The sequence below is a fragment of the Citrobacter sedlakii NBRC 105722 genome (assembly GCF_000759835.1).
In the GTDB taxonomy this organism is placed as follows: Bacteria; Pseudomonadota; Gammaproteobacteria; order Enterobacterales; family Enterobacteriaceae; genus Citrobacter_A; species Citrobacter_A sedlakii.
Map to the genome: position 1 here is coordinate 111,230 of NZ_BBNB01000010.1, position 17,369 is coordinate 128,598.

16 protein-coding genes are annotated in these 17,369 nt (G+C 55.7%); 3 read left to right on the plus strand and 13 right to left on the minus strand.

Annotated elements, in window-relative coordinates; translation table 11 throughout:
• Nucleotides 1-31: 31 nt before the first annotated feature.
• The gene (locus tag CSE01S_RS14840) at nucleotides 32-1,075 is read right to left on the minus strand and encodes a GMP reductase (protein WP_042290026.1); all 1,044 of its coding nucleotides are present in this window, start codon (nucleotides 1,073-1,075) and stop codon (nucleotides 32-34) included.
• A gap of 225 nt (nucleotides 1,076-1,300) precedes the next feature.
• On the opposite strand from CSE01S_RS14840, the gene coaE reads away from it, so the two are divergent.
• From coaE to yacG, 3 genes are read left to right on the plus strand one after another with little or no spacing between them, the layout of a single operon-like run.
• The gene (gene coaE, locus CSE01S_RS14845; RefSeq protein ID WP_042290028.1) at nucleotides 1,301-1,921 is read left to right on the plus strand and encodes a dephospho-CoA kinase; all 621 of its coding nucleotides are present in this window, start codon (nucleotides 1,301-1,303) and stop codon (nucleotides 1,919-1,921) included.
• Nucleotides 1,921-2,664, plus strand: a complete 744-nt coding sequence (zapD, locus tag CSE01S_RS14850) for a cell division protein ZapD (protein WP_042290030.1) — start codon at nucleotides 1,921-1,923, stop codon at nucleotides 2,662-2,664. The genes coaE and zapD overlap by 1 nt, the downstream gene beginning before the upstream one ends.
• A 9-nt stretch (nucleotides 2,665-2,673) precedes the next feature.
• Nucleotides 2,674-2,868 (plus strand): DNA gyrase inhibitor YacG, encoded by a 195-nt coding sequence (gene yacG, locus CSE01S_RS14855; RefSeq protein WP_042290032.1) that lies wholly within the window; start codon nucleotides 2,674-2,676, stop codon nucleotides 2,866-2,868.
• Nucleotides 2,869-2,926: 58 nt separating this feature from the next.
• Here yacG and mutT read toward each other — a convergent pair whose 3' ends face one another.
• The 12 genes from mutT to murD all read right to left on the minus strand — a co-directional run bounded on the left by mutT (nucleotide 2,927) and on the right by murD (nucleotide 17,369).
• Nucleotides 2,927-3,325, minus strand: coding sequence for an 8-oxo-dGTP diphosphatase MutT (mutT, locus tag CSE01S_RS14860; RefSeq protein WP_042290034.1), 399 nt, complete (start codon nucleotides 3,323-3,325; stop codon nucleotides 2,927-2,929).
• A gap of 101 nt (nucleotides 3,326-3,426) precedes the next feature.
• On the minus strand, nucleotides 3,427-6,132 hold the full coding sequence (gene secA, locus CSE01S_RS14865; RefSeq protein ID WP_042290036.1) for a preprotein translocase subunit SecA: 2,706 nt from the start codon (nucleotides 6,130-6,132) through the stop codon (nucleotides 3,427-3,429).
• A gap of 61 nt (nucleotides 6,133-6,193) precedes the next feature.
• Entirely contained in the window at nucleotides 6,194-6,700 is a 507-nt protein-coding gene (gene secM / locus CSE01S_RS14870) for a secA translation cis-regulator SecM (RefSeq protein WP_042290039.1), read from the minus strand.
• Nucleotides 6,701-6,975: 275 nt separating this feature from the next.
• Nucleotides 6,976-7,893, minus strand: coding sequence for a UDP-3-O-acyl-N-acetylglucosamine deacetylase (gene lpxC / locus CSE01S_RS14875; protein WP_042290041.1), 918 nt, complete (start codon nucleotides 7,891-7,893; stop codon nucleotides 6,976-6,978).
• 100 nt (nucleotides 7,894-7,993) lie between these two features.
• Nucleotides 7,994-9,145, minus strand: coding sequence for a cell division protein FtsZ (gene ftsZ, locus CSE01S_RS14880; RefSeq protein WP_042290043.1), 1,152 nt, complete (start codon nucleotides 9,143-9,145; stop codon nucleotides 7,994-7,996).
• Nucleotides 9,146-9,207: 62 nt separating this feature from the next.
• On the minus strand, nucleotides 9,208-10,470 hold the full coding sequence (gene ftsA, locus CSE01S_RS14885; protein WP_042290046.1) for a cell division protein FtsA: 1,263 nt from the start codon (nucleotides 10,468-10,470) through the stop codon (nucleotides 9,208-9,210).
• On the minus strand, nucleotides 10,467-11,297 hold the full coding sequence (gene ftsQ, locus CSE01S_RS14890) for a cell division protein FtsQ (RefSeq protein WP_042290047.1): 831 nt from the start codon (nucleotides 11,295-11,297) through the stop codon (nucleotides 10,467-10,469). The genes ftsA and ftsQ overlap by 4 nt, the downstream gene beginning before the upstream one ends.
• Before the next feature lies 1 nt (nucleotide 11,298).
• Nucleotides 11,299-12,219: a D-alanine--D-alanine ligase gene (locus tag CSE01S_RS14895; RefSeq protein ID WP_042290049.1), complete on the minus strand. Its 921-nt coding sequence runs from the start codon at nucleotides 12,217-12,219 to the stop codon at nucleotides 11,299-11,301.
• Nucleotides 12,212-13,687 carry a UDP-N-acetylmuramate--L-alanine ligase gene (murC, locus tag CSE01S_RS14900; protein WP_042290051.1) on the minus strand — a complete coding sequence of 492 codons (1,476 nt, stop codon included), beginning with the start codon at nucleotides 13,685-13,687 and terminating at the stop codon, nucleotides 12,212-12,214. Before murC ends, CSE01S_RS14895 begins: the two co-directional genes overlap by 8 nt.
• Before the next feature lie 57 nt (nucleotides 13,688-13,744).
• The gene (gene murG / locus CSE01S_RS14905; RefSeq protein ID WP_042290054.1) at nucleotides 13,745-14,812 is read right to left on the minus strand and encodes an undecaprenyldiphospho-muramoylpentapeptide beta-N-acetylglucosaminyltransferase; all 1,068 of its coding nucleotides are present in this window, start codon (nucleotides 14,810-14,812) and stop codon (nucleotides 13,745-13,747) included.
• Nucleotides 14,809-16,053, minus strand: a complete 1,245-nt coding sequence (ftsW, locus tag CSE01S_RS14910) for a cell division protein FtsW (RefSeq protein WP_042290057.1) — start codon at nucleotides 16,051-16,053, stop codon at nucleotides 14,809-14,811. Before ftsW ends, murG begins: the two co-directional genes overlap by 4 nt.
• The gene (murD, locus tag CSE01S_RS14915; RefSeq protein ID WP_042290059.1) at nucleotides 16,053-17,369 is read right to left on the minus strand and encodes a UDP-N-acetylmuramoyl-L-alanine--D-glutamate ligase; all 1,317 of its coding nucleotides are present in this window, start codon (nucleotides 17,367-17,369) and stop codon (nucleotides 16,053-16,055) included. The genes ftsW and murD overlap by 1 nt, the downstream gene beginning before the upstream one ends.

Here is a 17,369-nt window from a genome sequence, read left to right on the forward strand (position 1 = left end):
CATTCATGCCTAATCCGACAAACGGAAAGGATTACAGGCTGTTGAAAATGCGGTTTTCCTGTTCCTGTACGCGGATAAAGGTCGTGCGTTTGGTCAGTTCTTTAAGACGCGATGCGCCAACGTAAGTGCAGGCAGAACGCAGGCCGCCGAGGATATCACGGGCTGTGTTTTCCACCGGGCCACGCAGAGGAAGCTTAACGGTTTTGCCTTCCGCTGCACGGTACTGTGCAACGCCGCCAACGTGACGGGTCATGGCCGATTCGGAACTCATCCCGTAAAACAGCATGAACTTCTCGCCATTTTCTTCAACGATCTTGCCGCCGCTCTCTTCATGCCCTGCCAGCATACCGCCAAGCATCACGAAGTCAGCGCCGCCACCAAAGGCTTTAGCCACATCACCCGGCATAGTGCAACCGCCGTCACTGACAATCATCCCGCCCAGACCGTGCGCCGCATCAGCGCATTCGATCACCGCAGAAAGCTGCGGATAACCAACACCGGTTTTGACGCGCGTGGTGCAGACAGACCCCGGCCCGATCCCGACTTTGACGATATCGGCGCCGGAGAGGATCAGTTCTTCGCACATCTCGCCCGTCACAACGTTACCGGCGCAGATCGTTTTCGTCGGCCAGGCTTCACGCGCTTTTGACACGAACTGAACGAAGTGCTCAGAGTAACCATTGGCCACATCAATGCAGACAAAGTTCAGCGCCGGGCTTAATGCCAGAATCTGTTTGGTTTTCTCAAAGTCCGCGTCAGAAGTACCGGTAGAGACCATCACGTGTTTCAGCACGTTGGCAGGCGCTTCACCGATAAACGCGGACCACTCTTCAACGGAGTAATGCTTATGGACGGCGGTCAGAATATCGAATGAGGCAAGCGCGGTCGCCATCTCGAACGTCCCGACGGTATCCATATTGGCGGCAATGACAGGTACGCCAGACCAGGTCTGACCTGAGTGTTTGAAGGTAAACTGACGTTCCAGCTCAACATCGGAACGGCTTTTAAGAGTAGAACGCTTAGGGCGGATAAGAACGTCTTTAAAACCTAACTTCAGATCTTCTTCAATACGCATGTGCGGATTCCTGGGGTTAAGGGCTATAAGTATGAGAGCGCAACTCCAGTGACGCTATCATACGCACTAATCAGTGCCGCGCAAGACTGCGAAATTCTCTTTTTTTACGCTACAATCCCATAAATTTACCTGGTGAAAGGCGGGACAGCTTTAGCGCCATTTCACTCTGATGCGATCAATATTCAACCAATTGATTATTAAAATAAATGACCGGGAACTGAGCTTATGAGGTATACAGTGGCCTTAACGGGCGGCATTGGCAGCGGCAAGAGTACCGTCGCCAACGCGTTCGCTGACCTCGGAATTCAGATTGTTGATGCAGATATGATTGCCCGCCAGGTCGTCGAGCCTGGCCAGCCCGCGCTGGCCGCTATTGCCGACCACTTCGGTCAGGCGTTACTCGACGCAGACGGTAGGCTACAGCGTCGTCTGCTACGCGAGCGGATCTTCGCCAATCCGCACGAGAAAGTCTGGCTAAATACCCTGCTGCACCCACTTATTCAGCAGGAGACGCAGCGCCAATTTCAGCAGGCGACATCCCCTTATGTACTTTGGGTTGTTCCTCTGCTGGTTGAAAATGGCCTGACGACCAAAGCGAACCGCGTTCTCGTGGTCGACGTGACGACCGAGACGCAGCTTTTACGCACCATGCAGCGCGACGATGTTACCCGCGCACATGCCGAACAGATTCTCGCCGCCCAGGCAACACGTGAAGCGCGCCTTGCCGCGGCAGACGATGTTATTGATAATAACGGCGCACCAGAGTCCATCAGGTCGGATGTCGCCCGCCTGCACGCGCTGTATTTACAGCTTGCGTCGCAGTTTGTCTCACAGGAAAAACCGTAATGCACACCCACGTCCTTTTTGAACACCCGCTCAATGAAAAAATGCGTACATGGCTGCGCATTGAGTTTTTAATTCAACAACTTTCGGTTAATCTCCCCATCGCCACCCATGCGGACGCACTGCATTTTTTTCGCAATGTCGGGGACTTGCTGGACGTGTTCGAACGCGGGGAAGTGCGTACAGAATTGCTGAAAGAGCTTGAACGCCAGCAGCGTAAACTTCAGGCATGGATAGAAGTACCCGGCGTCGATCAAAGCCGTATTGAAGCACTGCGCCAGCAGCTAAAAACGACGGGAACTGTTTTGATTTCCGCGCCGCGTATCGGGCAGTTTTTACGCGAAGATCGGTTAATTGCGCTGGTTCGCCAGCGCCTGAGCATTCCTGGCGGCTGCTGCAGCTTTGATTTACCCACGCTGCACATGTGGCTGCATTTGCCACAGGCTCAGCGTGACGCACAAGTGGATGCCTGGCTTGCCAGCCTGAATCCGCTAAACCAGGCGCTGACGCTGATCCTCGATCTCATTCGCAACTCCGCGCCGTTCCGCAAACAGACCAGCCTGAACGGTTTTTATCAGGATAACGGCGAAGATGCTGATTTACTGCGTCTCAATTTGCCGTTCGAATCTCTGCTTTATCCGCAAATTTCCGGTCACAAGAGCCGTTTTGCCATTCGTTTTATGCCGCTTGATAGCGAACACGGCGTGGTACCTGAGCGCCTCGATTTTGAGCTGGCCTGCTGTTAAGGAGTAAAAATGTCAGAAACGATCACCGTCAACTGCCCTACCTGCGGTAAAACGGTCGTCTGGGGCGAGATTAGCCCGTTTCGCCCATTCTGTAGTAAACGCTGTCAGTTAATCGATCTGGGAGAATGGGCCGCCGAGGAAAAACGCATTCCGAGCAGCGGCGATTTGTCAGACAGCGACGACTGGAGCGAAGAAAAACAGTAACCGTCGCCTGGAGGTCGGATGGCGCAATTCAGTGTGCTTATCCGGCCTACAAAAGTGTTCACCCCTGAAAAGCGTGTTTTAGCTTCGCAATGACCGGTTCGTTAGCGGGTGGAAAATCATCTTCCCTGAGCGCCTCAATAGCAACCCACTTGCCTGGTTGACCTTCCTTGCCCCACGGCTCTCCCAGCCAGGCTTCCACCAGCCAGAACCACAGGGTGACATGCCGGTCCGGAAATTGATATTCCAGCTTCTCAAACAGCGTGACGGTCGTCGGGGTAATCCCCACCTCTTCCTGTAACTCCCGGCTCAGGGCTTGCTCCGGCGTTTCACCCGTTTCAAACTTTCCTCCGGGAAATTCCAGCTTATTCGCCATATGCGCATCAGCGGCGCGCTGGGTGATAAAAATTTCATTTTGCGGATTACGGATAATCCCGACCGCGATGTGCAGTGTTTTCATCTTGTCCCATCCATAAAAAAGGCGCAGTCTCCCGCGCCTTTTTGTTGGTCACTTACCGTTGACCGGATAAACGTAGCGTTACCCGGCAATGATGCCTGGGCTCAGCTCAGGCGGCCATGGCACTGTTTGTATTTCTTGCCGGAACCGCACGGGCACGGATCGTTACGGCCAACTTTGCGTTCGCCGGTTTGCGCTGCCAGATCAGCCGCTGCTGCGCTATCGTCGTCCTGATGGCTCAGCTGTTGCATCTGCGCCAGACGTTCCGCTTCTTCGCGACGCTGCTGCTCCATCGCTTCCACTTCTTCCGGCATACGTACCTGGACCTTACTCAGCGTGCTGATCACTTCATACTTCAGCGATTCCAGCATCGCGGCGAACATCGCAAAGGACTCACGCTTATATTCCTGCTTCGGATCTTTCTGCGCATAGCCGCGCAGGTGGATACCCTGACGCAGATAGTCCATCGCCGCCAGGTGTTCTTTCCACAGGGAGTCGAGCGTCTGCAACATCACGCCTTTTTCGAAGTGACGCATCATCTCAGCGCCGACCACTTCTTCTTTACGCTGATACACCTCGATAGCCTGCGCAAGAATACGCTCGCGCAGGGTCTCTTCGTGCAGTTCCGGCTCTTTATCCAGCCACTCCGCGATCGGCATGTCCAGGTCGAAGTCATTTTTCAGACGTTCCTGCAGGCCAGGGATATCCCACATTTCTTCCAGCGACTGCGGCGGAATGTAAGCATCGATGGTTGCTTTAAACACATCCTCGCGAATGCTGTTAATGGTTTCGCTCACATCAGAGACATCCAGCAGTTCGTTACGCTGGGTGTAGATCGCGCGACGCTGATCGTTGGCGACGTCATCGTATTCCAGTAACTGTTTACGAATGTCGAAGTTACGGCTTTCCACTTTGCGCTGGGCGTTAGCAATAGCTTTGGTTACCCACGGATGCTCGATGGCTTCACCCGGTTTCATGCCGAGCTTACGCATCATGCCGGACACGCGGTCAGAGGCGAAGATACGCATCAGCGCATCTTCCATTGACAGGTAGAAACGGGAAGAACCCGCATCCCCCTGACGGCCCGAACGACCGCGCAGCTGGTTATCGATACGACGGGATTCGTGACGCTCTGTACCAATAATATGCAGACCGCCCGCAGCCAGTACGGCATCATGACGCACCTGCCAGTCTGCTTTGATCTGCGCAATTTGTTCTGGCGTCGGATTTTCCAGCGCGGCGACTTCCGCCTGCCAGCTGCCGCCCAGCATGATATCCGTACCACGACCCGCCATGTTGGTCGCGATGGTCACGGCTGCCGGATACCCCGCCTGGGCAACGATAGCCGCTTCGTTGGCGTGGAACTTGGCGTTCAGGACGTTATGTTTGATGCCCGCTTTCGTCAGTTCATTAGACACCACTTCCGATTTCTCAATCGAGATGGTTCCCACCAACACCGGCTGGCCTTTTGCGGTACGCTCTTTAATATCTTCAATGATCGCCTGAATTTTTTCCGCTTCGGTCATGTAGACCAGATCCGGCATATCTTTACGGATCATCGGACGGTTGGTCGGCACCACCACGGTGTCCAGCTTGTAAATGGAGCTGAATTCGAACGCTTCGGTATCTGCCGTACCGGTCATACCGGCCAGTTTTTCATACAGACGGAAGTAGTTCTGGAAGGTAATCGAAGCCAGCGTCTGGTTCTCGTTCTGGATGTCCACGCCTTCTTTGGCTTCAACCGCCTGGTGCAGACCATCAGACCAGCGACGCCCCTGCATAGTACGCCCGGTGTGTTCGTCAACGATAATGACTTCACCGTCTTTAACGATGTAATCAACGTCGCGGGTAAACAGCGCGTGCGCGCGCAGCGCGGCGGTAACGTGATGCATCAGCATGATGTTGCCCGGAGAGTACAGCGACTCGCCTTCATCCATAATGCCTTCTTTTACCAGCAGTTCTTCAATCAGCACCAGACCGCGTTCGGTCAGGTTAACCTGGCGCGCTTTTTCATCCACCGAGAAGTGTCCCTCACCCTGGAAGGTGTCGGAGTCCTCTTTTTCCTGACGAATCAGGTGTGGGATGATTTTGTTCACTTTCTTGTACATTTCCGAGCTGTCTTCAGCCGGACCGGAAATGATCAGCGGAGTACGCGCTTCGTCGATCAGGATGGAGTCAACCTCATCCACCAGCGCATAGTGCAGTTTGCGTTGGACGCGTTCTTCAGGGCTGAACGCCATGTTGTCACGCAGGTAGTCAAAACCGTATTCGTTATTGGTGCCGTAGGTGATGTCAGCGGCGTAGGCTTCGCGCTTGGCGGGCGCAGGCATACCCGGCAGGTTAATGCCGACGGTCATGCCGAGGAATTCAAACAGCGGACGGTTGTTTTCGGCGTCACGCTGCGCCAGATAATCGTTCACTGTCACCACGTGTACGCCCTTTCCGCTCAGCGCGTTCAGGTAGGCGGGCAGCGTTGCGGTCAGTGTTTTACCCTCGCCGGTACGCATTTCTGCGATGCAGCGATCGTTCAGAACCATACCACCGAGCAACTGCACGTCGAAGTGACGCATACCGAATACGCGCTTGCTCGCTTCACGCACCACGGCGAACGCTTCCGGGATCAAGCTTTCCACGCTAGCGCCTTTCTCGAGACGCGCACGGAACTCTCCGGTCTTGGCTTTCAGCTCTTCGTCGGTGAGTTTTTCCATTTCCGGTTCCATGGCGTTGATCACGCCGACCACTTTACGCATACGACGCAGCGTGCGATCGTTACGGCTACCGAATACTTTAGTTAACAATTTGATTAGCATATTAAAATCTCAAACGCCCCGCACAGCGGAGTCATAATTATCAGAGGAAGGTTTTCTGTTTTTAGCTGAGGCGTTGAGGACCGGCACGAATACCCTGCGCCTGGCTTATCCAGGCAGGAACGGTAAAGACGGCCAGCGGCATGAAATGGGCGTACGCGACGCGCTGCGGAGTCGCAGCGGGCGTGCCTTCCTGAGTCAGCAGCGCGCTGAGCGTGTTCAGTAAGGCTAAATGATGCGCCTGAAGCGGCGACGGCTCTTCGACCACGGGCAATGCCTGCGGCGCCATGGCGAAGGAGAGATGGCGGATAACGGTGCGGATGGCGTGCTGATGCCAGTAATCGACAGTAAAATTAGGCCGACGGTTGGAGGCTTCCAGCAAAGCAAGCTGGCTGAAATTAACGCTGACCTGTTGATCGTGGCGACTGGCCGCCGCTTTAGCTGGCGTGTTGGGTTCCGCGGCATTGCTGAGCGCAGGCAGGCCAAGACTCGCCGCGACCATCCCTAATAAGAGATGCGGCCAGAAATAGCGTCTACCTAACTGTCGCCAACGCGTCAGTATTCCACTCACGTTAAAGCCATCCCATAAATGTTATTCAAACGTTTTTTGCGCACAAATCTTATCATTAATGCTCAGGTACTACAGCAGTATTGATGAGAAGATACGGTTAAAAACGCTTAAGAAACCAGCGTTCGCACAGCATTTTAGTGCAGAATGGGTTTTGACATTGAAGAAAGTCTGTTACCCATACCGGCCCGCTCAACGAGCAAAAAAAAAACGACTGGCTTACCTGGCCGGAGAGAGTGCCAGATTTACCAGTCGAATTTATGCGACAACGCGTGTCGTTATGCCAGTACGGTCGATGGTGCTTTGAAAGCCAACGGCAGTTCTGCGTCGTCTTCGAAGGTCACATATTCCCAGGCTTCCTGTTTTGCCAGAACAGCCTGCAACAATTTGTTATTCAATGCATGACCGGACTTATAAGCGGTAAATGCACCAATAATGTTGTGACCACACATGAACAAGTCACCAATCGCGTCAAGCATTTTGTGACGAACGAATTCGTCTTCAAAACGCAGGCCGTCTTCGTTCAGTACGCGATAATCGTCAACAACGATGGCACAATCGAAGCTGCCGCCCAGGCACAGGCCGCGGGACTGCAGATATTCGATATCACGCATGAAGCCGAAAGTACGCGCGCGGCTGATCTGACGCATAAACGCGTCAGCAGAGAAGTTCATCGCATAGCGCTGCGTGCTGGAGTCGATCGCCGGATGGTTAAAGTCGATGGTGAAATCCAACGTAAAACCATTGTATGGCTTGAACTCAGCCCACTTGTCGCCATCTTCGACGCGAACGGTCTCTTTGATGCGAACAAATTTCTTCGCGCTTTTCAGTTCTTCGATACCGGCGTCAAGGAGCAGGTAGACGAACGGCGCAGCGCTGCCATCCATGATCGGGATTTCCGGAGCATCGACTTCAATAACGATGTTATCGATACCTAAACCCGCCAGCGCCGCATTCAGGTGCTCAACGGTTGAAATCCGTACATCATGCTCGTTGACCAGACACGTACAGAGCATGGTATCACGCACAGATTTGGCATCGGCCGGAAAATCTACCGGTGGATTCAAGTCGGTGCGACGATAGATGACCCCGGTGTTGGCCGGCGCAGGGCGTAAGGTCAGGGTGACTTTCTTGCCGGTATGTAAACCGACGCCAGTCGCCTGAACGATACGTTTAAGTGTCCTTTGTTTGATCATCGTATAATCTCGCCAAATTACCTATCCAACCGAAGTGTACTATACATTCGGTGGGCCAGTTTAGCACAAAGAGCCGCGAATCCCAACTTCCAGCTAATTCTTAATCAGCTTGCTTACGCAGGAAGGCAGGAATATCCAGATAATCCGGCTCTTTCGCGGTCTGCGGCGTATTGTCGTTTACCACTTTTGCGGCTGGCTTCTGCTCCTGGGTCAGCGGCGCCATGCCGTGCTGCTGGTAACGATCCAGTACCGGCTGCTGTACCTGTTTGTTGGTCACCAGCGTGATTTCCGGACGTTTGTCCATACCAATTCCGGTCGCCACGACGGTAACGCGCAGTTCGTCGTTCATATCCGGGTCCAGAGAAGTACCGATAACCACGGTCGCGTTATCCGAAGCAAACGCACGGATGGTGTTCCCCACGGTTTCGAACTCATCCAGACGCAGGTCGAAGCCCGCGGTGATGTTAACCAGCACGCCGCGCGCGCCAGACAGATCGATATCTTCCAACAGTGGAGAAGAAATCGCCATTTCAGCCGCTTCTTCCGCGCGGTCTTCACCGCTTGCCACGCCGGAGCCCATCATCGCGTAGCCCATTTCGGACATCACCGTGCGCACATCCGCAAAGTCGACGTTCATCAGACCCGGACGGGTGATCAGCTCTGCGATACCCTGCACCGCGCCTTTCAGCACATCGTTCGCCGCGCCAAACGCGTCAAGCAGAGAAATACCGCGACCCAGCACTTTCAGCAGCTTGTCGTTCGGAATGGTGATCAGCGAGTCCACATGCTTGGACAGCTCAGTGATCCCCTGCTCCGCAAAGGCCATGCGCTTTTTGCCTTCAAAGTTGAAAGGCTTGGTCACCACGGCAACGGTCAGAATGCCTAAATCTTTTGCGACTTCAGCAACCACTGGCGCGGCGCCAGTACCGGTACCGCCGCCCATGCCCGCGGCGATAAACACCATGTCTGCGCCATCCAGCGCGGCACGCAAGGCTTCACGGTCTTCATCCGCTGCGTTGCGCCCCACTTCCGGGTTTGCGCCGGCGCCCAGACCTTTGGTGATTCCGCTACCAATCTGAATGGTCTGGCCAACCGCAGTTTTACGTAACGCTTGCGCGTCAGTGTTCACTGCGAAGAATTCGACACCCTCAATGCGCTCGCGCACCATGTGCTCAACGGCATTACCACCGCCGCCACCGACGCCGATGACTTTAATCACCGCGTCGTTGGTTAATTCCATTGGTTCAAACATAATCTCTCTCTCCGTTGTGCCTGTCGCCTGAGACCGTAATTTTCGCCGGTCTCATAAAAAAATTAAAACTCTTTACGCAGCCAGCTGTTGATACGCTTGATCCACGAGCCGACCGAAGCTGTTACGCGTTTTTCTACTTCAGCTTCACCATTTAAGTGGGACTCTTTCCCGTAGTGAAGCAGCCCCACCGCCGTCGAGTAATACGGCTCCTGAGCGTAATCCGTCAGACCAGTAATATTCAGCGGCGCACCGATACGCACCTGCGTATGGAACACGCGCTGGGCGCAGGCAGCAAGACCTTCGATCTGCGCTGCGCCACCGGTTAACACAATCCCCGCCGCAAGATGATGTTTCACCCCCTGCTGGCGAAGCTGTTCCTGTAATTGCAATATTTCTTCGTTGACCAGGTTGAGCAGCTCGGTGTAGCGCGGCTCAATAACCTCCGCCAGCGTTTGTCGCTGCAGACTGCGCGGCGGACGACCGCCCACGCTCGGCACTTCAACGCTTTCGTCTTTACCGACGATGGAACCCAACGCGCAGCCATGGCGAACTTTGATCGCTTCGGCGTCGCTTGGCGGTGTACCGAAAGCGTAGGCAATGTCGCTGGTGACCACGTTACCTGCATAAGGTATCACCTTGGTATGGCGCAACGCCCCGCCAGTATAAACGGCGATATCCATTGTACCACCCCCGATATCCACGACGCAGACGCCCAGTTCACGTTCATCTTCCGTCAATACGGAATAACTGGCCGCCAGGCCGGCAAATATCAGTTGGTCAACTTTCAGGCCACAACGTTCAACGGCTTTCACAATGTTTTTTGCCATATCGTTGTGGCAGGTGATCAAATGCACTTTCGCCTGCATTCGAACCCCGGAAAGACCGACAGGATTTTTGATGCCTTCCTGATAGTCAATCGCATATTCCTGCGGAATCACGTGCAGCACACGGTGCTCATCGCGTACGCGCACCGACTTCGCGGTATGCACGACGTTTTCCACGTCTTCCTGCGTCACTTCTTCTTCGGAAATCGGCACCATGCCGATTTCATTCTGACAGCTAATGTGCTTGCCGGAAAGCGCCAGATACACAGAGGAAATCTGGCAATCCGCCATCAGTTCTGCCTGGTCGATAGCGCGCTGTACGCACTTCACTACCGACTCAAGGTCATTAACCCCGCCTTTATCCATACCGCGCGACGGGCAACTGCCCACGCCAATGATATTGACCATACCGTCGGGCAGAACTTCCCCTACTAAAGCGGCAACCTTCGCGGTGCCAATCTCCAGTCCAACTACCAGTTTTCTGTCCGTCGCCTTGATCATTGTTGTTCTGCCTGTGCCTGATTCTGTTGCTGAGTAGATTCCTCAGGCGGTAAGGGCGCCCACCCTACTGCCGCACCTGAGTCATAACGCAAATCAACGTAGCTAATCCGTTTGCCATCGGTTTGCGCCTGCTGCTGTAAAACCGGATAGAGTTCTACAAAGCGAGCCAAACGTTTCATCGTGTCGCCCCTGCCAAGGTTGAGCTTAATATCGTTATTCAGCGTCAACTGCCAGGAACGACGTGCGGTCATCGCCGCTTCCTTCAGAGTAAATCTGTCCTTCGCCAGTATCTGTCCCATCTCGCGATAGCCCTGCAACACTTCACTTGCGCTGCCTTCCGGGCCATACAGCATCGGCAGGACCTGTTTGCTGGTACGTTCTGACGGCACGCTGAAAGCATTTCCTTCGGCGTCCACCATATGCTGATCATTCCAACGCGCTATCGGCACATATTCAACCAGATGAATCTTCAATTCATCGGGCCATTGCTTTCTGACGCTGGCCTGCTTGATCCACGGCAGGCGTTCAATCTGGTTCTGAATGATATTGACATCCTGCGTCATGAAGGTGCCGGGCGCGCCCAGCGCCAGAATTGACTGCCGGATATCATCATTTTTCGTGTAGTGCCGCTCGCCGGTTAACACCAGTTTTGACAGCGGTAAACGCTGCGCGTCTTCCATCCAGCCCAACACCACCCAGCCGCTGACAAACACGGTACACAGCACCGTCAGCAGAAATAAAATTCCTGCAAGACGCGTTCCATTATTGCGACGTGATGAAGACACCTCTTCGTCACTGTTTCGCGTGTTCAGCGCCGCCTGCGACATATCAGTCCGCCAACTCCAGAATACGTACCACTAACTGCGAGAAGCTCATCCCGGCCTGTCGCGCCGCCATCGGCACCAGACTGTGACTGGTCATACCCGGTGAGGTATTCGCTTCCAGCAGATAAAACTGCCCATCGCTATCCAGCATGGCGTCAATACGCCCCCAACCTTCGCAACCTAACGTTGACCATGCTTTTTGCACTAAAGCGCGCAAATGGGTCTCCTGATCGGATTCCAGACCCGCCGGGCAGAAATATTGTGTCTCATCAGAGAGATACTTCGCCTCATAATCATAGAAGGTTCCGGCGGGTTGGATACGTATCGACGGTAAAATTTCTTCACCCAGTATCGCGACGGTAAATTCCGGTCCGCTAAGCCATTTTTCAATCAATACTTCTTCATCATGCTGAAATGCCAGCGCTAAGGCGCTATGTAAACCATCATATTCCGAAACTTTCGACATGCCGACGCTGGAACCTTCGCGGCTGGGCTTCACGATCAGCGGTAAACCGAGCGCAGAAATTTCCGTGACGACCGCCTCGCTGAGGCCTTTCTCAAACTGGGTGCGAGTCAGCGCCACCCATGGCGCAACGGGTAACCCCGCGCCCTGCCACAGCAATTTACTGCGCAATTTATCCATGGAGATGGCAGAAGCCATCACGCCGCTACCGGTATACGGCAGGCCGATCAACTCCAACAATCCCTGTAAAGTACCGTCTTCGCCCCCACGACCGTGCAGCGCGATAAAGACTTTCTGAAACCCCATCGCTTTCAGTTGCGTCACGTCGGTCTCTTTCGGATCGACAGGATGCGCATCCACGCCGCCTTCACGCAACCCGGCGAGCACCGCCGCGCCGGAATTCAGCGACACGTCACGTTCAGCGGATGTCCCCCCCAGCAGGACCGCGATTTTATCAGCCATGATGCTCGTCCTCCTGAATTTGCGGCTTCAGTTTGATTTCAGCTAAGGAACGCGCGATTTTGCCGATATTTCCCGCACCCTGCACCAGAATTAAATCATTGCCGGTTAAGACCGGCGCCAGCATTTCAGCGACCTGCGCCGGATCGGGAACCAGAATCGGGTCGATCTTACCGCGCCCGCGAATCGTGCGGCACAGCGAACGGCTGTCAGCGCCCGGAATCGGCGTTTCCCCGGCGGCATACACATCCAGCATCAACAGTGCGTCAACCTGAGTCAGCACGTTGGCAAAGTCGTCGTACAGATCGCGGGTACGCGTAAAGCGGTGCGGCTGAAACAGCATCACCAGGTTTTTATCCGGCCAGCCCGCGCGAGCGGCTTTGATAGTCGCGTCCACTTCCGTCGGGTGATGACCGTAATCATCCACCAACATCGCCGTTCCGGCCTTGCCATTTACTGGCTCAAGCGGGAATTCCCCGAGGAAGTCGAAGCGGCGACCGGTGCCCTGGAAACTTTCCAGCGCGCGTAAAATAGCGTCGTCGGCAATGCCCTCTTCCGTCGCCACCGCCACGGCAGCCGCGGCGTTCAACGCATTATGACGCCCCGGTGCGTTCAGGGTTACACGCAGCTCAGGCATCCCCTGACGCAGCAACGTAAAATGCCCCTGCGGACCGATCTGCTGATAATCTTCCACGCGAACGTCAGCATCATCGCTAAAGCCGTAAGTCGTGGTCTGACGCCCGACGCGCGGCAACAGCTCGCGGATCACCGGGTCGTCAACGCACATCACCGCACGACCATAAAACGGCAGGTTATGCAGGAAATTAATGAACGTCTGCTTTAAATTTTCGAAGTCGCCATGGTAGGTATCCATATGATCGGCTTCGATGTTAGTGACAATCGCCACCATCGGTTGCAGGTGCAGGAACGATGCGTCGCTCTCATCTGCTTCCGCAATCAGATAACGGCTATGCCCGAGACGCGCATGCACGCCCGCCGCTTTCACCAGACCGCCGTTGACAAAGGTGGGGTCCAGGCCCGCTTCCGCGTATATGCTGGAAACCATCGCGGTGGTGGTTGTTTTGCCGTGCGTCCCGGCAATTGCGATACCATGACGAAAACGCATCAGCTCCGCCAGCATCTCCGCGCGGCGGATCACCGGTATGCGCGCTTCATGCGCCGCCACGATCTCCGGGTTATCGGCGGAGATCGCGCTGGAGACCACCACCACGCTGGCGTCGAGCACGTTTTCCGGACGATGGTTAAAGTAAATCGTCGCTCCCAGATTGGTAAGCTGCTGCGTCACCGGGTTTGGCGCTAAGTCGGAACCACTGATCTGATAACCTTCGTTAGCCAGAACTTCGGCAATACCGCCCATACCGGCACCACCGATGCCGACAAAGTGAATGTGCCGAACGCGACGCATTTCGGGCACGATGGAACGCAGTTTTGCCAGTTGTTGTGTATTCATTCTTTACGCCATTAACTACTTCAAAAAATTCGTGCAGCGCAACACGCGCTGCGAGGGTTAAGCCCGGGCTGCCAGGCTGACTTCTTTCGCCACCCGTTCAGTGGCATCCGGGATGGCCGTCGCGCGCGCGCGTTGCGCCATCTCCAGTAATACGTCCCGATCCCACCCGGACAGGGTGTTCACAACGGCATCCACGGTAAACTGCGGCTGCTCAAGGATTTTAGCGGCGCCCGCTTTTTCCAGCGGTAGCGCATTCCAGTACTGCTGCCGGTCTTTGTGCTGGAACGGCACAAACAGCGCAGGTAAACCGGCTGCGGCGATCTCACTGACCGTCAGGGCGCCTGAACGACATACCACCACATCGGCCCATGCGTAAGCGGCGGCCATATCATCTATAAATTCAGTCACTTTATGCTGCGGTTGCCCGGCGCTGGCGTAAGCCTGTTTGACCGTCTGCTGCCCACCTTTTCCGCTTTGATGCCAGATGGTCACGGCATTACCGAGTTTCGCGGCAACCTGCGGCAGCGTTTGATTCAGTACGCGCGCCCCCTGGGAACCACCGACCACCAGTATGCGAATCGGGCCAACACGCCCTGAAAGGCGATCCTGCGGCAGCGGTAACGCCAGCACGTCAGTCCGAACCGGGTTCCCTACCACTTCCGCATTCGGGAACGCGCCCGGGAAAGCCTGCATAACCTTGGTGGCAATTTTCGCCAGCCATTTATTGGTTAGCCCGGCAATGCCGTTTTGTTCGTGCAGCACCACCGGAATACCCAATGACCACGCGGCAAGGCCGCCGGGGCCGGAAACATAGCCGCCCATCCCCAGCACGACGTCAGGCTTAAATGACTTCATGATCGCGCGCGCCTGACGCCACGCATTGAAAATACGCAGCGGCGCGGCCAGCAGCGCGTTGACGCCTTTCCCGCGCAGCCCGGAGATGCGGATGAAATCAATGTCAATTCCGTGCTTTGGAACTAAATCCGCTTCCATACGGTCTGCGGTGCCCAGCCAGCGAACATCCCAGCCCTGAGCCATTAAATGGTGCGCGACCGCCAGCCCCGGGAACACATGTCCGCCGGTACCGCCCGCCATCACCATCAACCGCTTCGCCTGACCCCTCATCGTAAACCTCGTGTAAACGCCTGGGCTTTTTCCAGACGTGTTTCATAATCAATTCGCAGCAACATCATGATTGCCGTCGACATAATCAACAGACTTGAGCCACCGTAGCTGATAAGCGGCAGCGTCAGACCTTTGGTTGGCAGCATCCCCGCCGCGGCCCCCACGTTAACCAGCGCCTGGAAACTAAACCAGATCCCGATAGAGCAAGCCAAAAAGCCGGAAAAGCGGTGGTCAATCTGTAACGCCTTACGGCCAATCGACATCGCGCGAAAAGCGACGAAGAATACCATTAAAAGTGCCAGTACCACACCGATATAACCCAGTTCTTCCCCAATAATGGCGAAGATGAAGTCGGTATGCGCTTCCGGCAAATACTCCAGTTTCTGTACTGAGTTACCCAGCCCTTGTCCCCAGACTTCCCCGCGACCAAACGCCATCAGAGACTGAGTGAGCTGATAACCGCTACCGAATGGGTCTTCCCACGGGTTCCAGAACGAAGTCACGCGGCGAATACGATACGGTTCTGCGAGGATCAGCAGCACGACCGCCGAAATCCCCATGCCGATGATGGCGATGAACTGCCACAGCTTCGCCCCGGCCAGAAAAAGCATCGCCAGCGTGGTGACGAACAGCACCACAACGGTGCCGAGGTCAGGCTGCGCCAGCAGCAATACCGCCAGTACGAGGATCACGCCCATCGGTTTTAAAAAGCCGCGCAGGTTGTTCCGCACTTCGTCAACCTTGCGCACCAGATAATTCGCCAGGTAACAGAACAACGACAGCTTGGTGAATTCCGCCGGCTGAATACGCAGCGGCCCGAGCGCAATCCAGCGCGATGCCCCGTTCACCGAGCTGCCGACCACCAGTACGATCAACAGCATGATGATCGAGGCGATCAGCATCGTGGTGCTGTAGCGCTGCCAGAACTCCATCGGCAGGCGTAGCGTGATCATCGCCAGACAAAATGCCAGTAAAATATAGAGCGCGTCACGTTTGGCAAACAGGAACGGATCGCCCGCCAGACGCTGGCCTACCGGCATAGATGCCGAAGTCACCATCACGAAACCGATCGCCGCCAGGCCAAAAGTCAGCCACAGCAGCATACGGTCATACATCACCAGGCTGTCGGTGTCTTTATCCCGCGAGCCCATCACCCAGCCTTTCAGCGCCGCAAAGATCCAGCCCAGGATGCCAAATCCCGGCAGGCGCGGCAGTCTCAGGCGAGGGAGAGATAAACGCATCAACCTAACTCCTTCGCCAGACGGGTAAAGACATCACCCCGTTGCTCAAAATTCTTAAACTGGTCGAGGCTGGCGCAGGCCGGAGAGAGCAGAACCATATCACCCGACTTCACGCGCGGCGCCAGCAGGCGCATTGCTTCTTCCAGGGTTTCTGTCTGTTCGGCGATCTCCGGACGCAGCGCGGCAAGCTGCGCCCCATCGCGACCAAAGCAGTACAGCCGCACGCGATCGCCGTCGAGGTAGCGCGCAAGCGACGAAAAATCCGCCGACTTGCCGTCGCCGCCCAGCAGCAGATGCAGTGTGCCATCAACGTGCAGCCCGTTCAGCGCCGCCTCGGTACTGCCCACGTTGGTGGCTTTCGAATCGTTGATCCAGCGCACCCCGTTGTGCTCCAATGCCAGCTGGAAGCGATGCGCCAGGCCGGTAAAGGTGGTCAGGGCTTTCAGGCTGCTGGCGCGCGGTAAACCTGCGGCGTCCGCCAGCGCCAGCGCCGCCAGGGCATTGGTATAATTGTGCTGCCCGCTGAGTTTCATCTCTTTCACGTTCAGCACTTTTTCGCCTTTCACCCGCAGCCAGGTTTCGCCCTGCTGGCGGTTAAGGTGGTAGTCACCCATGTTTACGCCGAAGCTGACGCAACGCGCATCGGCGCCGCGCACCGGCATGGTCAGCGCATCGTCAGCATTGACGACGCACACTTTGGCGTTCTCATAGACGCGCAGTTTCGCCGCGCGGTACTGCTGCAGACCAAACGGATAGCGATCCATATGATCTTCAGTCACGTTGAGGATCGTCGCCGCCACCGCCTGCAGACTGCAGGTGGTTTCCAGTTGGAAACTGGACAATTCCAGAACGTACAGTTCGCGCTCGGCATCCAGCAGCATCAACGCGGGCAGGCCGATATTGCCGCCGACGCCGACGTTTACGCCTGCCGCTTTCGCCATCTCGCCCACCAGCGTGGTGACCGTACTTTTGCCGTTCGAGCCAGTAATCGCCACAATCGGCGCCTGCGCTTCACGGCAGAACAGTTCAATATCGCCGACAATTTCCACGCCTGCGTCGGCGGCGGCGCTCAGCGCCGGGTGCGCCAGGGCAATACCAGGGCTGGCGACAATCAGATCCGCCGCCAGCAGCCAGTCTTCATTCAGGCTGCCAATGTGGCGCTCAACCGCTTCGGGTAGTTTATCCAGCCCCGGCGGCGTCGCCCGGGTGTCCATCACGCGAGGAGTCACGCCGCGGGCAAGAAAAAAGTCCACGCAAGAGAGTCCGGTAAGCCCCAGACCGATAATGACGACGTTTTTGCCCTGGTAATCAGCCAT

Excerpts from the sequence above, each read along its gene's own strand:
- yacG (WP_042290032.1), top strand. The coding sequence starts at position 2,674 with ATGTCAGAAACGATCACCGTCAACTGCCCTACCTGCGGTAAAACGGTC.
- ftsW (WP_042290057.1), bottom strand. The coding sequence starts at position 16,053 with ATGCGTTTATCTCTCCCTCGCCTGAGACTGCCGCGCCTGCCGGGATTT.
- murD (WP_042290059.1), bottom strand. The coding sequence starts at position 17,369 with ATGGCTGATTACCAGGGCAAAAACGTCGTCATTATCGGTCTGGGGCTT.
- mutT (WP_042290034.1), bottom strand. The coding sequence starts at position 3,325 with ATGAAAACACTGCACATCGCGGTCGGGATTATCCGTAATCCGCAAAAT.
- coaE (WP_042290028.1), top strand. The coding sequence starts at position 1,301 with ATGAGGTATACAGTGGCCTTAACGGGCGGCATTGGCAGCGGCAAGAGT.
- CSE01S_RS14895 (WP_042290049.1), bottom strand. The coding sequence starts at position 12,219 with ATGGCTGATAAAATCGCGGTCCTGCTGGGGGGGACATCCGCTGAACGT.
- zapD (WP_042290030.1), top strand. The coding sequence starts at position 1,921 with ATGCACACCCACGTCCTTTTTGAACACCCGCTCAATGAAAAAATGCGT.
- murC (WP_042290051.1), bottom strand. The coding sequence starts at position 13,687 with ATGAATACACAACAACTGGCAAAACTGCGTTCCATCGTGCCCGAAATG.
- secA (WP_042290036.1), bottom strand. The coding sequence starts at position 6,132 with ATGCTAATCAAATTGTTAACTAAAGTATTCGGTAGCCGTAACGATCGC.
- ftsZ (WP_042290043.1), bottom strand. The coding sequence starts at position 9,145 with ATGTTTGAACCAATGGAATTAACCAACGACGCGGTGATTAAAGTCATC.
- ftsA (WP_042290046.1), bottom strand. The coding sequence starts at position 10,470 with ATGATCAAGGCGACGGACAGAAAACTGGTAGTTGGACTGGAGATTGGC.
- CSE01S_RS14840 (WP_042290026.1), bottom strand. The coding sequence starts at position 1,075 with ATGCGTATTGAAGAAGATCTGAAGTTAGGTTTTAAAGACGTTCTTATC.
- lpxC (WP_042290041.1), bottom strand. The coding sequence starts at position 7,893 with ATGATCAAACAAAGGACACTTAAACGTATCGTTCAGGCGACTGGCGTC.
- murG (WP_042290054.1), bottom strand. The coding sequence starts at position 14,812 with ATGAGGGGTCAGGCGAAGCGGTTGATGGTGATGGCGGGCGGTACCGGC.
- ftsQ (WP_042290047.1), bottom strand. The coding sequence starts at position 11,297 with ATGTCGCAGGCGGCGCTGAACACGCGAAACAGTGACGAAGAGGTGTCT.